Annotated in this window: 9 protein-coding genes, 2 pseudogenes and 1 riboswitch; of the genes and pseudogenes, 6 read left to right on the forward strand and 5 right to left on the reverse strand. The window is 67.5% G+C overall.

The annotated features are described in order from the left end of the window. Positions 1-23 precede the first annotated feature (23 nt). Positions 24-2,297: an ATP-dependent DNA helicase RecG gene (gene recG, locus NC4_RS29700; protein ID WP_067544711.1), complete on the forward strand. Its 2,274-nt coding sequence runs from the start codon at positions 24-26 to the stop codon at positions 2,295-2,297. 146 nt (positions 2,298-2,443) lie between these two features. Here recG and NC4_RS29705 read toward each other — a convergent pair whose 3' ends face one another. Both NC4_RS29705 and NC4_RS29710 read right to left on the reverse strand, forming a co-directional pair. Beyond that, entirely contained in the window at positions 2,444-3,865 is a 1,422-nt protein-coding gene (locus tag NC4_RS29705; RefSeq protein WP_067544713.1) for a short-chain fatty acyl-CoA regulator family protein, read from the reverse strand. A 218-nt stretch (positions 3,866-4,083) separates the two neighbouring features. Continuing rightward, the gene (locus NC4_RS29710; RefSeq protein WP_218021324.1) at positions 4,084-5,298 is read right to left on the reverse strand and encodes a DUF445 family protein; all 1,215 of its coding nucleotides are present in this window, start codon (positions 5,296-5,298) and stop codon (positions 4,084-4,086) included. Positions 5,299-5,639: 341 nt separating this feature from the next. On the opposite strand from NC4_RS29710, the gene NC4_RS29715 reads away from it, so the two are divergent. Both NC4_RS29715 and NC4_RS29720 read left to right on the forward strand, forming a co-directional pair. Beyond that, complete coding sequence (locus tag NC4_RS29715) at positions 5,640-6,476, forward strand: helix-turn-helix domain-containing protein (protein WP_169814889.1); 837 nt, start codon at positions 5,640-5,642, stop codon at positions 6,474-6,476. 4 nt (positions 6,477-6,480) lie between these two features. Next, a complete protein-coding gene (locus NC4_RS29720; RefSeq protein ID WP_067544717.1) occupies positions 6,481-6,852 on the forward strand; it encodes an SgcJ/EcaC family oxidoreductase in 372 nt (123 codons plus the stop codon). A 113-nt stretch (positions 6,853-6,965) separates the two neighbouring features. On the opposite strand, the gene NC4_RS29725 is transcribed toward NC4_RS29720, so the two are convergent. After that, positions 6,966-7,505 carry a GNAT family N-acetyltransferase gene (locus NC4_RS29725; protein WP_067544718.1) on the reverse strand — a complete coding sequence of 180 codons (540 nt, stop codon included), beginning with the start codon at positions 7,503-7,505 and terminating at the stop codon, positions 6,966-6,968. Between the two features lie 603 nt (positions 7,506-8,108). Here NC4_RS29725 and NC4_RS29730 point away from each other — a divergent pair. Further along, positions 8,109-9,617: pseudogene (locus NC4_RS29730) on the forward strand (MmgE/PrpD family protein). 38 nt (positions 9,618-9,655) lie between these two features. Here the strand turns inward: NC4_RS29730 and NC4_RS29735 are convergent. Next, positions 9,656-9,835 carry a DUF1737 domain-containing protein gene (locus tag NC4_RS29735; protein ID WP_067544719.1) on the reverse strand — a complete coding sequence of 60 codons (180 nt, stop codon included), beginning with the start codon at positions 9,833-9,835 and terminating at the stop codon, positions 9,656-9,658. A 26-nt stretch (positions 9,836-9,861) separates the two neighbouring features. Between NC4_RS29735 and prpB the strand changes: the two genes are divergently transcribed. Further along, a complete protein-coding gene (prpB, locus tag NC4_RS29740; protein ID WP_067544857.1) occupies positions 9,862-10,770 on the forward strand; it encodes a methylisocitrate lyase in 909 nt (302 codons plus the stop codon). Positions 10,771-10,774: 4 nt separating this feature from the next. Then, a complete protein-coding gene (locus NC4_RS29745; RefSeq protein ID WP_067544720.1) occupies positions 10,775-11,911 on the forward strand; it encodes a bifunctional 2-methylcitrate synthase/citrate synthase in 1,137 nt (378 codons plus the stop codon). 150 nt (positions 11,912-12,061) lie between these two features. Here NC4_RS29745 and metE read toward each other — a convergent pair. Further along, positions 12,062-14,308: pseudogene (metE, locus tag NC4_RS29750) on the reverse strand (5-methyltetrahydropteroyltriglutamate--homocysteine S-methyltransferase). Positions 14,309-14,463: 155 nt separating this feature from the next. Next, positions 14,464-14,666: riboswitch (cobalamin riboswitch) on the reverse strand. Between the last annotated feature and the right edge of the window lie 101 nt (positions 14,667-14,767).

The raw sequence follows: 14,767 nt of genomic DNA on the forward strand, positions 1-14,767 counted from the left end.
GCCGGTCACTTTGGGAGGTTCTGATGGCGACACTGAGTGACCGGCTCGACCATGTGCTCGGTGTGAAGGCGGCCGAACCGCTGGCCGAGGCTTTCGATATGCACACGGTCGAGGATCTGCTGCGGCACTATCCGCTGCGCTATGCCACCCAGGGGCAGCCGCTCACCGAGGAGGCGCCGGAGGAGGGCCAGCACATCACCGTCATGGGCCGGGTCACCAAGACCGAACTGCGCCCCATGAAGAACCGGCGCGGCAGCCTGCTGAAGGTGGCCCTCGACACCGGCGGCCCGCGCCCGGTGGACATCACTTTCTTCAATGGCGACAAGGTGCGCTATCTGGTGAAAGACGGTGTGCGAGCGATGATGTCGGGCACCGTGCACTGGTGGCGACCGGATCGCTGGAACCTCTCGCACCCGGACTATCTGATCCTGCCCGACAAGGAGGACGGTTCGGTCGAGAACCTGACCTCGGTCCGCGGCGGCGGCGCCCTGCGCGGTCTGGCCAATAGCGCGAAAGGCGCGGGCGGCGTGGATGTCTCGTTCTTCGAACGCGAATTCATCCCCGTCTACCCGGCCACCGCCAAGGTGCAGAGCTGGGATCTGCTGCGCTGCGTCCGTCAGATCCTCGATCAGCTCGATCCCATCGACGATCCGTTCCCGGAGGACCTGCGCGCCGAGCATTCCCTGCTCCCGATCTCCGACGCCCTGCGCCTGATCCACCTACCGGAGCACAAATCCGATATCGAGGAGGCCCGCAACCGCCTGCGTTTCGATGAGGCCCTGGCCTTGCAGTTGGTGCTGGCCGAACGCCGCCATCAGACCGAGGGTCGCGCCGCCAAGCCCTGCCCGCCCCGCACCGACGGCATTGCCGCCGCCTTCGACAAGCGTCTCCCCTTCGAGCTCACCGAGGGGCAGCGCACCGTCATCGACGAGATCTCCGCCGATCTGTGCCGCAACCATCCCATGCACCGCCTGCTGCAGGGCGAGGTCGGCTCCGGCAAGACCATCGTCGCGCTGCACGCCATGCTCCAGGTGGTCGACAACGGCCAGCAGACCGCCCTGCTCGCGCCGACGGAAGTCCTTGCCGCCCAGCACTATCGGTCGTTGCGGAATATGCTCGGCGATCTGGGCGAGGCCGGTGAACTGGGCGCGGCCGACAATGCCACCAAGGTGGTCCTGGTGACCGGCTCCATGTCCGCGAGCCAGAAGAAGGCCGCCCTCCTGGACGCCGTCACCGGCGAGGCGGGCCTGGTCATCGGCACCCACGCCCTCATTCAGGAGGCCGTCGAATTCTTCGACCTCGGCATGGTCGTGGTCGACGAGCAGCACCGCTTCGGCGTGGAACAGCGAGATGCCTTGCGTGCCAAGGCCAAGAACGGCGTCAGCCCGCACCTGCTGGTCATGACCGCCACCCCGATCCCGCGCACCATCGCCATGACCACTCTCGGCGACCTGGAAACCTCCACCCTCACCCAGCTCCCCCGCGGCCGCTCCCCGATCACGTCGAAAGTGTTGCCCGCCAAGGTGAAACCGTCTTGGGTCGACCGCGCCTGGGAACGCATCCACGAGGAAGTCCAGGCGGGCCGTCAAGCGTATGTGGTCTGCTCCCGCATCGGCGACGAGGACGAGAACGGAAACGGTAAGGCCAAGGGCCGCAAGAAATCCGAAGAGGAAAAAGAAGGCCCCACCACCCACGCGGCAGTCGACGTGTACGAAATGCTGCGCACCGGCCCTCTGAAGGACCTACGCGTCGGCCTCCTCCACGGCCGCCTCCCCTCCGAGGAGAAAGACCGCGTCATGCGCTCTTTCAACGACGGCGACATCGACGTCCTGGTCTGCACCACGGTCGTCGAGGTCGGCGTCGACGTCCCCAACGCCACCGTCATGGCCATAGTCGACGCCGACCGCTTCGGCGTCAGCCAGCTCCACCAGCTCCGCGGCCGAGTAGGCCGAGGCAAACACGCGGGCCTGTGCCTGCTCATCACCGAATCAAACCCGGTGGGCACAGCCATGTCCCGCCTCGAAGCGGTGGCGGGCACTACGGACGGCTTCGAACTCGCAGTCCTGGACCTCCGCCAACGCCGCGAAGGCGACGTCCTGGGCTCGGCCCAATCCGGCACCGCCCGAAGCCTCCGCCTCCTGTCCCTGCTCGACGACCTCGAAGTAATCACCGCCGCACAGCAATTGGCCCGCGAGGTAGTCGAGTCCGACCCCGGCCTGACCAACCACCCGGGCCTCGCCAGCATGATGCACGCCGCCGTCGACGGCGAACGCCTCGAATACCTAGCGAAGTCTTAAGTCCGAATTCGCCGTGCTCCGGTGTGCTGAACCCAAAGCGCAAAGCTCGGGTTCACACCCCTTGTGCTTGGTTCACACCCGGTATTGGTGGTCAATTGGGGGTGTGGACCGGCGGTATTGGGTGTGAACTCGGTGGTGGGGTGGGGTTAGCGGGGGATGCGGGGGTAGGGGAGGTGGGTGCTGGTGTTTTCGGCTATGGCTAGGGGGCGGCCTATTTGGGGGAAGGCGCGTTGGGGGCATTTGGGGCGCTCGCAGACCTTGCAGCCTGCGCCGATGGGGATGGCGGCGGCGGGGTCGTCCAGGTGGAGGCCCTTGGAATAGGCGAGGCGGTCGGCGTATTCGATGTCGCAGCCCAGGCCGATGGCGAATTCTTTTCCGGCGGTGCCGAAGCCGGTGGGGGTGGGGGTGGTGGTGCGGGCTATCCAGAGGTAGCGGCGGCCGTCGGGCATGGCTGCTATCTGGGTGAGCATGCGGCCCGGGTGGGCGAAGGCTTCGTGGACCACCCACAGGGGGCAGCTGCCGCCTACGCGGGAGAAGTGGAAGTCGGTGGCGGACTGGCATTTCGAGATATTGCCTGCGCGGTCGGTGCGTATGAGGAAGAAGGGGACGCCGCGTTGGCCTTGGCGTTGCAGGGTGGAGAGGCGGTGGCAGACGGTTTCGAAGCCGACCTCGAAACGTAGGGATAGCAGGTCGATGTCGTAGCGTAGCTCTTCGGCGGAGCGCAGGAATTTGCTGTACGGGAGGATGAGGGCCCCGGCGAAGTAGTTGGCCAGGCCGATTCGGGCCAGGGTGCGGGATTCGCCGCTCAGGGAGGGCGTTTCGTCCAAGACCTCGTCGAGCAGGCTGCCGTGCAGCAGGAAGGCCAGGGTGGTGGCGATCTGGAAGGCCCGCTGGCCGGGGCGTAGGCGGCGGGCCAGGGTGAGGGTGCGGGTTTCCGGTTCGTAGTGGCGCTTGGGCACATTCGGGTCGGCGCCGTCGCCGCGGACCAGGACGGTGACACCGGCACGCTCCTCGGCGACGCGGGCGAGCTGGCGGTCGAGCGAGCCGATGGCGAGTCCGCAGTCATCGAAGAGGCGCTCTGCCGCGAGGTCGAGCTGGGCTATGTGATTGTGGTGGTCGTAGAAGAAGTCGCGCACATCCTCGTAGGGCATGGGGACGCCGGGCGCGCCGGTGGGGGTGGCGACCTTCGAGGACAAAAGATCCAACTGGTCGGTCGCCGCACGTAGTCGGCGATGCATGGCCACAACGATTTTCGCGACCTCGGGCATGCGCGTGGCCAGATCCTCGACCTCGGCGACGGGGGCCGCATTACCGCCCGCGGCCTCGAGCAGGATTTCGTGGAGGTCGGATACCAGCCGGGCGTCGGAGTCGGCAGCGAAGAACTGGACATCCAGATCGAAGGTGGAGTTCAGTTTCAGCAGCACCGGGATCGTCAGCGGTCGCTGATCACGCTCGAGCTGGTTGAGATAGCTGGGGGACAGGTCCAGGGATTTGGCCAAGGCCGCCTGGGTCATCCGGCGTTCCTCGCGCAACCGTCGTAGTCGGGCCCCCGCATACATCTTGCGCACAGTGCGAGATGGTACCCATACTGCTTCGCAAACATCGCATTATGACGGGACTCGCCTGTATTTTGGTGATTCTGCGAGCGTTTTCGCTGCCGGGGCGCGGCTGCGTAGCATGCGAATTCGATACGTGGGGCGGGTCCTTTTGTGGGTCCCCATCGTACGCGGCCCCCCGGGGCGGCGGGCGTGATCCGCATCGGGAAGGTACCCAGGAACCGGGGTTCTCAACCCAAAAGTAGGTGAACTTGGAGTTCGCCGACCAGAAATCCGAGGACCGCGCCGATGGCGACCAGCTTCCACTCGTCCTGTTTGAAGGCCGGGCGCAGCAGGCCCTCGTATTCGTCGTCGGTGAGCTTCTTGGTCTTCTCGATGACGAGGCTGCGCACATCCAGGGCCGCCATGGCGTGCCGGTCGAAATCGGCGTGGGCGGCGGCTTTCACGTGATCGAGGACGAAGGTGAGGGCGTCGCGTTCGAGGGCGGTGTAGCTGTCGCGGGCGACCAGCATGACCAGGGGGCGCGCCGGACCGGTCTGGAGTTCGAGGAACTCGCTGACGTGCCGGTTCAGGAGTGAGGCCAACCGGTCGGCTCGCTCGCCGTTCAGGACGGCTTCCAGAATCCGCGCGGGCGTGAGGATTTCGGTGGCGATGAGGTCGCCGTAATCGGTGCAGACCTGGTCGCGGCGTTTGTGGAAGAGGCCCTGCCACTTGAACGGTCCAATACCGACCGGGCGGATCGGTCGGAAGATCATCTGCAACGCCAGCCAGTCGGTCACCAATCCGGTGAAACCGCCGAAAGCGGGCATGAGCCAAGGGGAGTGGGTGAAGGCCCAGGTGATCATCTGCACGAAGCCGAGCACGGTGCCGAAGATCAATCCGGAGCGCACGATGAACCGCAGCTCATGGCGGCCCACCCGGTCCACCATCTCGACCAGCAGCGCCTTGTCGTCGACCAGCGCGCTGATGGCCATACCGCGCAGGTCCATCACCTGATCGATATTGGTGCGCAGATCGAACACGATGTCCTCGATGAGCTGCGGCAGATCCCGCTGCGCCCGTTCGATGATGGCGCGCTGCGCCGCCTCGGGCATGTTCACCCACAGCCGGGGCTGATGCTTCATCATCATCTCGCGCACCATGTACTCCACCCCGGCGTCGAGCGGTTCGCGCAGGCGCGTGGTGAGCTCGGCGATATCGATGCGCGCGATGATGTCCTGCGGGTCGATGAGCTTGGTGAACATGAGATCCACCGCAATGGTCGCCATGCGCGGCGCGGATCGCGGAATCACGCCCTGCCAGCCGAACCACGGTGGGATGCCCCGGAATTCGAGCGGGTACTTCAGCATCCGCACCGCGACGATCTTGGTGATCCACCCGATGAGCGCGGCCACGACGGGAATGGAGGCGTACAGCGGCCAGTGCTCGGCGAAATCGGCGATCACGACGCGATCGGCCCCTGCGTGATTGCCACGACCCACTCCTCGGTGCGATTATTCATGTCGAACGATTCGGATATTCGTATCGCTACTCAGGCTAGGAGACCCGCGTGCCCGCTGGCAAGACCCGTGACGCGTCGCCCAGCACGCCCGCCAGGCCCGACAACCCGCCCGCCAGGCCCGACAACCCGCCTGTCGGACTTGACGGCGCGCCTGTCGGACTTGACGGCGCGCCTGTCGGACCTGACGGCACGGCCGCCGGGCTCGATGGCAGTGCCCGGCCGATGGAGCCCTCGCGCGCTGAGCGATCCCGGAGCGCTGAGTCGTCGCCGCCGACTCAGCGGGTCGTGGCCATCGTGGAACTGCTGGCCGCACAGCAGGGTTCGCTCACCGCCGCCGGGATCGCCGGTGGTTTGGAGCTGAACCGGTCCACCGCCGGAGCCATCCTCACCGCACTGACCGAACATGACTGGGTGCGTCGTCTGCCCGACCTGAGCTATGAGCTCGGGCCCGCCCTGAGTGCCATCGGTAACCGGGCCGCGGACCGCCATACCGACCGGGCGTGGCTGGACGCCGAGCTGGAACGCCTCGCCGACCGTATCGACTGCGGTGCGGTGCTCACCGCTCTCAGCGGCGCGCACCTGGAATTCGTCGCCGTCACCCGCGACCGTCTCACCGCAGGCATCGAATCGGGGGCCCGCATACCCCTGCTCGCCCCCGCCGGTGCGGCGATCATCGCCCACTCCAGCACTGCCCGCCAACAGTATTGGCTCGCTACCCGCAGCCCGGAACGGCGCGACGAGTACCGCGCGGTGCTCGCCACCCTGCGCGCCACCGGCTACTGCGCCTGGCGGCTGGAACCCGACAGCCTGCCCACCGCACGCGTGCTCTCCGAGGTCGCCGACCATCTCGCCGACCACCCCGCCAGCAATGAACTACGCGGCCGCGTCCTCGCCCAACTCGGCACCATTGTCGGCAGCGCCTACGACCAGGCCACCTTCGACCGCGATATCCCACTACCCCTGAGCTACATCAGCGCACCGGTCTTCGACGACAGCGGCCACGCCGTCATGGAACTCCAGATCGGTCCGCTGCGCCCCGATGCCACCCGCCCCGAACGCCGCCGCTACCTGGCGGAACTGGCCGCCGCCGCCCGCCGCATAGCCGACGGTCTCGAGAGTTAACCCCATGCCCGACCCTGACGCCCTGGTCCGCGAAATGTGCGCCGCCTGGGCGAAGCCGGACCCCGACCACATCGCCTTGTTCTTCACCGAAGACGCTGTGTACCACAACATCCCGATGGCCCCGGTGATCGGCCGAACCGCCATCCGCGACTTCATCGCCGGATTCTCCGCCGCCCTCGACGGCATAGACTTCACCATCCACCGCCAGATCTCCCACGGCACTCTCGTAATGAACGAGCGCACCGACACCCTGCGCGGCAACGGCCACGAAACTGCCCTGCCCGTCATGGGCGTCTTCGAAGTCACCGACGGCAAGATCGCCGCCTGGCTTGACTACTTCGACCTGGCTCCGATCACCCGCGCGTTCGGCTCCTGAGTTCCGATGGCTTGTGCCGAAGCCACACCGGCCGTCCGGCATCCCGCTACCCAGGATGGATTCCGGCCGATCGCGCTGAGCCACAACACATTGCTGTCCGTGAACCGCTTCGACTACGTCGACATGATGTCGGCGGATTGCGTGTGGTCGCCAAGGCTGATCCAATAGCGCCGCACCACACCGTATTCGGAGTCCCGCACGCCTTCGAGAACGTCGCCGTGCCGTTTGATCGTCTTGGCGGAGGCGGTATTCACGTCCTCGCACACGATCAGCACCTCCACCATGCCGAGCGCGCGGGCTTCGTCGAGCATCCGCCCCAACGCCCAGGTGGCCAGCCCCCGCCGCCGCGCGGACGGCCGTATGCCATAACCGATATGGCCCGCGTGCCGCACGAAATCCCCGAACCCGTGTCGCAGCGCGATACCGCCGAGCACCCGATCGCCGTCGACGATCCACCGATAGGTGCACACGAGCCGCGCCGGATCCGAATCCTCGACCAACCGAGCCACCCAAGCGGCGAACTCCGCAGGATCATCGACCCGATCGGTCGCCCGCAGCCCGAACCCGTCCTCGTGCATCCCCGGCCCCCATTCCCGATGCGCTGCCAGCCAGGCGGTATGCAGATCCACGGTGGGCGCGATCAACTCGGGCATATCGCGACCCTACCGAGCCACTGATCAACTCCCGGATGGTCACATCGGCCTCGCGCACGACGCTCCGGAGGCCGCCACCGATGTCGCCGCACAACTGGGGCGGCGCGCAAGCGGGCGGGCGGCGTGTAGGAGGAGCGGGGCGTATCGCGGCGATCCCGCCGCGCCGCGAGCCAGGCCGCATGTAGATGCGCGGCGGGTTCGATCAACTCGGGCATATCGCGACGCTACTGACACACTGATCAACCTCCGGATCCCCGCATCGCCCCCCGCCGCGCAGACCGCCCGGTGCCATAACCCCGACCTCACCGGTGTGCCGCTCCCGTCGTCGAGGCCGCGCAGATACCGCCGAGCGGCCGAACACCTGGGCCCCGCTTCCGAGGTCTGTGCCGCGTATAGAGACCACCGTGCCGCTGACCGAAGCCGTCTTCGTCCGTGTGCGGGCCTCGGTGGGTGGGTGGATCGTGGGTTGCCACCCCTGTGGCCGAATCGCAGTTCGCTGCGCGCGGCATCTTCGCGAATTCGCTTTTGCCATGGGATTCGCTCGCCGAACTTTGCTGATGCGAGGCGTTTTCCCAGGTGGGAGGGCTGCGTAGCGTCGGGGGAATGAAGATCTATCCAGTGCGTGCCCGCTCTGCGGCGGAACGGTTCCCGAGGGAGGAACACCTTGCCACCCGGATTGCCGGGGTGGCTGTGGATCCGGTGGCGGTGCCCGCCGATGTCGAGGAGATGATCGTCAATCGGATCATCGACAATGCGGCCGTGGCGGCGGCTTCGGTATTGCGGCGGCCGGTGAGTGCGGCGCGGCGGCAGGCGGAGGCGCATCCGTTTGGGCCGGGGGCCACGGTGTTCGGATTGGCTGCGGGGCGGCGGTTCTCACCGGAGTGGGCGGCGTGGGCCAATGGGGTGGCCGTGCGGGAGCTCGATTTCCATGACACGTTCCTGGCCGCGGAGTACTCGCATCCGGGGGACAATATTCCGCCGATTCTGGCCGTCGCGTAGCATACGGGGCGCAGTGGGCGGAGCTGATTCGCGGGCTGGCCACCGGGTACGAGATTCAGATCGATCTGGTGCGCGCGATCTGCTTGCACGAGCACAAGATCGATCATGTCGCCCACCTCGGGCCGTCGGCCGCGGCGGGTATCGGCACGCTGCTCGGGCTCGATGCCGACACCATCTATCAGGCGGTCGGGCAGGCGCTGCACACGACGACGGCGACGCGGCAGTCCCGCAAGGGGGAGATCTCCAGCTGGAAGGCTTTCGCGCCCGCGTTCGCCGGGAAGATGGCCGTCGAGGCGGTGGATCGGGCCATGCGCGGTGAGGGCGCGCCCGCCCCGATCTGGGAGGGCGCGGACGGTGTGATCGCTTGGCTGCTGGGCGGTTTCGAGGCCGAGTACCAGGTGCCGCTGCCCGGCCCGGGTGAGGCCAAGCGCGGCATTCTGGACAGCTACACCAAGGAGCATTCGGCCGAATAATCAGAGCCAAGCCCCCATCGACCTCGCCCGGCGCATGCGCGAGCAGATCGGTGACCTCGAGCAGATCGCCTCGATCGTGCTGCACACCAGCCATCACACCCATGTGGTGATCGGCAGCGGCTCCGGCGATCCGCAGAAGTACGACCCGCACGCCAGCCGCGAAACCCTCGACCACTCGGTCCCGTACATCTTCGCGGTCGCCCTGCAGGACGGCACCTGGCACCACGAGCGCTCCTACGCCCCCGAACGCGCCCAGCGCCCCGACACCGTCGCGCTATGGCAGAAGATCACCACCGTCGAGGACCCGGAGTGGACCCGCCGCTACCACTCCACCGACCCGGCCGAGAAAGCCTTCGGCTGCCGCGCCGTGGTCACTCTGGCCAGCGGCGAAACCATCATCGACGAGCTGGCCATCGCCGACGCGCACCCCCTCGGCGCACGTCCCTTCGGCCGCGAGCAGTACATCGAGAAGTTCCGCACCCTCGCCGAGGGCGTCCTGGAGCCCGCCGAACAGGACCGCTTCCTCGACGCCGCGCAGCGCACTCCCTCGCTGGAACCCGGTGAGCTGGACCAGCTGTCGTTCACCGTCCCCGAGGCCGTGCTGGCCACCGCCCCCGAGATTCGCGGCGGGATCTTCTGATGGCCGCGACAGTCCCCGGCCGGGACGAGCTCGGCCCGTCAGCCCTCCGCCGAATCGAGGATCAGCGCTTGCGCGGCGATCACGCTCGTCCCGTTGAACGTCACCGCGGGCGACCCGTGCAGGCGATAGCCCGCGTCGAGCAGTTTGCTGATGCGTTCGCAGAAGCTCGCATCGTCCGGGCCGGTGATCAGGCGGTAGCGCAGCGGTTGATCGGTCATGTCACCAGCCTAGGGCGGTGGTCGCGATGAGCGGGCTGATGGCGGCCGTGACCACGGCCACCGAGAAGCGCGCCGCGTTCCGGGCGGGGCTGGCGAGCGGGCGTATCCAACGGTTTCCCGGTGCGTTCAATCCGCTGGTGGCCAAGCTGATTCAGGAGGTCGGGTTCGAGGGCGTCTATGTCTCCGGGGCCGTGGTGTCGGCGGAGCTGGCATTGCCGGATATCGGGCTGACCACCCTCACCGAGGTGGTCGAACGCGGCCGCCAGATCGCCCGGGTCACCGATCTGCCGGTGCTCATCGATGCCGACACCGGGTTCGGCGAGCCCATGAATGCCGCCCGCACCGTGACGATGCTGGAGGACGCCGGACTGGCGGGCTGCCATATCGAGGACCAGGTGAACCCGAAGCGCTGCGGTCACCTCGACGGCAAAGCCGTTGTGCCGGTGGCGGATATGGTGCGACGACTGCGCGCGGCGGTATCGGCCCGCCGCGATCCGGGCTTCGTTATCTGCGCCCGCACCGATGCGCGCGGCACCGAGGGGCTCGACGCCGCCATCGACCGGGCCAAGGCGTACGCCGACGCGGGCGCGGACCTCATCTTCACCGAGGCTCTCGCCGATGCCGGTGAGTTCGCAAAATTCCTTGCGGCCGTGGATATCCCACTACTGGCGAATATGACCGAGTTCGGCAAGTCCGAACTGCTCTCGTCCACCGAACTGGAGAACCTGGGCGTCAATGCCGTCATCTACCCGGTGACCACGCTGCGCCTGGCCATGTTCGCCGTCGAATCCGGTCTGCGCGAAATCGCCGCCACCGGAACCCAAGCCGCGCTCGTGGACCGCATGCAGCACCGTGCCCGCCTCTACGAGCTGCTCGACTACGCCCGCTACAACGAATTCGATTCCGACATATTCAATTTCACCGTGAGCGAGTGAGCTGATGACCGAGATCAAGAAGGGCCTCGCCGGGGTGGTGGTCGACACCACCGCCATCTCGAAGGTGGTGCCCGAGACCAGCACCCTGACCTACCGCGGCTATCCGGTGCAGGAACTGGCCCGGCAGTGCCGCTTCGAGGAGGTCGCCTACCTGCTGTGGCACGGCGAGCTGCCCGAGCGCGCCGAACTGCTCGCCCTGAGCGAACGCGAGCGCGCGCTGCGGCGCGCGGACCGGTCGCTGCTGGCCCTCGTCGACCGGCTGCCCGAGACCTGTCATCCCATGGATGTCGTGCGCACGGTGGTCAGCTACCTCGGCGCGGAGGATCCGCTCGAGGACCGGGGCCGCAGCGCGGAGGAACTGCTGGCCAAGGCCCTACGCATGACCGCCGTGCTGCCCACGGTGATCGCCGCCGACATGCGCCGCCGCCGCGGCCTGGATCCCATTGCGCCCGACCCGGATCGCGGCTTCGCCGAGAACTTCCTCTACATGTGCTTCGGCGAGCCCGGTCCGGCCGACCGGCAGCTGGATCCGCGGCTGGTGCAAGCCTTCGAGACCTCGCTGATCCTCTACGCCGAGCACAGCTTCAACGCCTCCACCTTCGCCGCCCGCGTCGTCACCTCCACCGAATCCGATATGTACAGCGCGGTGACCGCCGCCATCGGCGCACTGAAGGGCCCGCTGGACGGCGGCGCCAACGAGGCCGTCATGCACATGATGCTGGAGATCGGCAAGCCGGAACGGGCGCGGGAGTGGTTGCGCGACAGGCTCGCTCGCAAACAGAAGGTCATGGGCTTCGGCCACCGGGTCTACAAGGACGGCGACTCCCGTGTCCCCACCATGAAGGCCGTCCTCGAGGATGTCGCCGATCTCACCGGCGGCCGCGAATGGCTGCGCATGTACACCGAACTCGAAGCCGCCATGGCCGAGGCGAACGGCATCAAACCGAATCTCGACTTCCCCGCCGGCCCCGCCTACTACCTCATGGGCTTCGACATCGACATGTTCACACCAATTTTCGTCATGAGCCGCATTACCGGCTGGACGGCGCACATCATCGAGCAGTCCCAGTCCAATGCGCTGATTCGCCCACTCTCCGAATACACGGGAGTGCCGCCGCGATCGCTGAGCGGAGCCGCCTGAGCACCGCCCGCGTAGCCGTCTCCACTGGCGGTCGCAGCTCACGGATACCTGGGTACCGGGTCAGCTGCTCGAGGCTCGATACTTGGACAGCGGTGGCCCCGCAGCCGACGGGCTGCGGGGCCACTTCGCTACTCAGCGCGCCGGATTCACTCAGCGCACGGCTTGCGCGGCGGCCACCATGTTCCGCAGCGACGCTTCGACCTCCGCCGGGCCGCGGGTCTTCAGACCGCAGTCCGGGTTGACCCAGAGGCGTTTGGCGGGAACCGCTTTCAGCGCCTCACGCAAGGAGGTGGTGATCTCCTCGACATCCGGGACGCGGGGGGAGTGGATGTCGTAGACGCCCGGCCCCACGCCGAGGGCGAAGCCCGCCGCATTGAGGTCGTCGAGGACCTCCATATGCGAGCGCGCCGCCTCGATCGAGGTGACGTCCGCGTCCAGTTCTGCGATCGCGCCGATGACCTCACCGAACTCCGAATAGCAGAGGTGGGTGTGGATCTGGGTGGCATCCGACACCCCGGCCGTGGACAGCCGGAAGGCCGCGACGGCCCAATCCAGGTACTGCTGCTTGGCTTCCGCCCGCAAGGGCAGCAGTTCGCGCAGCGCGGGCTCGTCCACCTGGATGATCCGGATGCCCGCCGCCTGCAGATCCACCGTCTCGTCGCGGATGGCGAGGGCCACCTGCCGCGCGGTGTCCTCGATCGGCTGGTCGTCACGCACGAACGACCACGCCAGAATGGTCACCGGCCCGGTGAGCATGCCCTTCACCGGCTTGTCGGTGAGCGACTGGGCGTATTCGATCCACTCCACCGTCATCGGCTGCTACCGCGTGACATCGCCGAACAGGATCGGCGGGCGCACGCAGCGGGTGCCGTAGGACTGCACCCAGCCATTGGCGGTGGCGCAGAAGCCGTCCAGCTGTTCGGCGAAGTACTGCACCATGTCATTGCGCTCCGGCTCGCCGTGCACCAGCACGTCCAGGTCCAGCTTCTCCTGCAGCGCAATCACATCGGCGATTTCCGAACGCATCCGCTCGCGGTACTGCGCGGCGGTGATATCGCCCTTGACCAGCGCCGCCCGCTCCTTGCGGATGGCCGGAGTCTGCGGATACGAGCCGATGGTGGTGGTCGGCAGCAGCGGCAGGCGTTCCCCTTGCAGCACACGGCGTTCCGCGGCGGGGGAGCGGCGGGTGGCGTCCGGGCCGAGGGCCGACAGGCGCGCCCGCACGGTGTCGTTGCGCAGGCGCGCATCGGCGGTCCGGGAGGCGAGCGCCGCACGGGCGGTGGCCAATTCGCCCGCGATGGCATCCGTGCCGTCGTGCAGCGCGGTGGCCAGCAGCCGCACCTCGGCCATCTTCTCCGCGCCGAAGGCGAGCCAGGACCGCAGCACCGGTTCGATCCCGGTTTCCGCCTCGAGCGAATACGGCACGTGCAGCAGCGAACTGGAGGTCGACACCACCAGCGCCCCGGTGCTGCCCAGCAGGGTGCCGAGGGTGCTCAGCGCCTGATCCAGATCCGTGCGCCAGACATTGCGGCCGTCCACGACGCCCGCCACCACCAGCTTCCCGGCGAGCGCGGGCACACCGGCGAGATCGTCGACCGTCGCCCCGGCGGTGAAGTCGAACGCCAGACCCTCGACGCCCGTGCCCGCCAGCACCGGCAACGCCGCCCCCGGTCGCCCGAAGTAGGTGGCGACCAGAATGGCGGGCCGATCCGTCGCGGCCGCCAGCTCGTCGTACACCCGCCCGGCCACCGCGAGCTCGGCCTCGGTGAGATCGGTCACCAGCACCGGCTCGTCGATCTGCACCCACTGCGCGCCCGCCGCGGCCAGCTGACCCAGCAGATCCACGTACAGCGGCAGCAGCGCGTCGATCCGCCGCAGCGGATCGCCCTCGGCATCCTTGGCCAGCTTCAGGAAGGTCAGCGGCCCGATGACCACCGGCCGCGCGGGCACGCCGAGCGCCAGCGCCTCCCGCAGTTCGTCGAGGAGTTTGCCCGGATGCAGCGTGAACTGGGTGTCCGCACCGAGTTCCGGCACCAGATAGTGGTAGTTGATATCGAACCACTTGGTCATTTCGAGCGGTTCGACCGAATCGTTCCCGCGGGCGGCCGCGAAATACCGATCCAGCGGATCCTCGATACCGGCCACCCGCGCCGGTAGCGCGCCGACCATGGCCGCGGTATCGAGCATCTGGTCGTAGTACGAGAAGGTGCCCACCGGCACCGAATCCAATCCGGCTGCGGTCAGTTCGGTGAGCTGAGCGATCCGGAGTTCCTTGGCGACGGCGTGCAGCGCCTCGGCATCGCTGCGTCCCGCCCAGTAGGACTCGGTGGCGCGCTTCAGCTCACGCCGCGGACCGATCCGCGGCAAGCCCAGAACCGTTGCGGTGAAAGGGGAAATGTTGGTCACAGCTGTTCTCCAGTGTTTCCAGAGCCACTGGCCGCCGCCCACAGGCATGGCTGAACCCGAGTACCCCGAACACACGCTCGCGCGAGCATGCGGAAAACACCACCGGCCCGACCACCCATTCCACGAGGCGGAGACCGCCGGATACGGCGTACCCGGCACAATCGGCAGGTCTTCGGACTCGCGGGCACCGGCCTTATCGGCCGACCTACAGGCCGTCGCTTCCCGGGCTGTGGAGCCCAGTGCATTTGACGGCGGTCGTTCCTGCTCACCGCTGCGGGACAGTCCCGGATTCTCACCGGGTTCCCTCTTCACCCGTCGGTTAACGGGTTTCGACGCTGCCGTGGGACGTTCGGGGCTCCGACTCGTCTCCCACGGTGCGAACCGCTTGCGCCGGGCAGTCTATTCCTTAGCTGGCCCGGTTTCGAAACCGAACCTCACCCGACCGGCGAC

Origin of the sequence: Nocardia crassostreae, assembly GCF_001613405.1 — a bacterium.
Classification (GTDB): domain Bacteria; phylum Actinomycetota; class Actinomycetes; order Mycobacteriales; family Mycobacteriaceae; genus Nocardia; species Nocardia crassostreae.

Bases quoted from the DNA above. Each gene is read 5' to 3' on its own strand.
- recG (WP_067544711.1), top strand. From the start codon at position 24: ATGGCGACACTGAGTGACCGGCTCGACCATGTGCTCGGTGTGAAGGCG.
- NC4_RS29725 (WP_067544718.1), bottom strand. From the start codon at position 7,505: ATGCCCGAGTTGATCGCGCCCACCGTGGATCTGCATACCGCCTGGCTG.
- prpB (WP_067544857.1), top strand. From the start codon at position 9,862: ATGAGCGGGCTGATGGCGGCCGTGACCACGGCCACCGAGAAGCGCGCC.
- NC4_RS29720 (WP_067544717.1), top strand. From the start codon at position 6,481: ATGCCCGACCCTGACGCCCTGGTCCGCGAAATGTGCGCCGCCTGGGCG.
- NC4_RS29735 (WP_067544719.1), bottom strand. From the start codon at position 9,835: ATGACCGATCAACCGCTGCGCTACCGCCTGATCACCGGCCCGGACGAT.
- NC4_RS29745 (WP_067544720.1), top strand. From the start codon at position 10,775: ATGACCGAGATCAAGAAGGGCCTCGCCGGGGTGGTGGTCGACACCACC.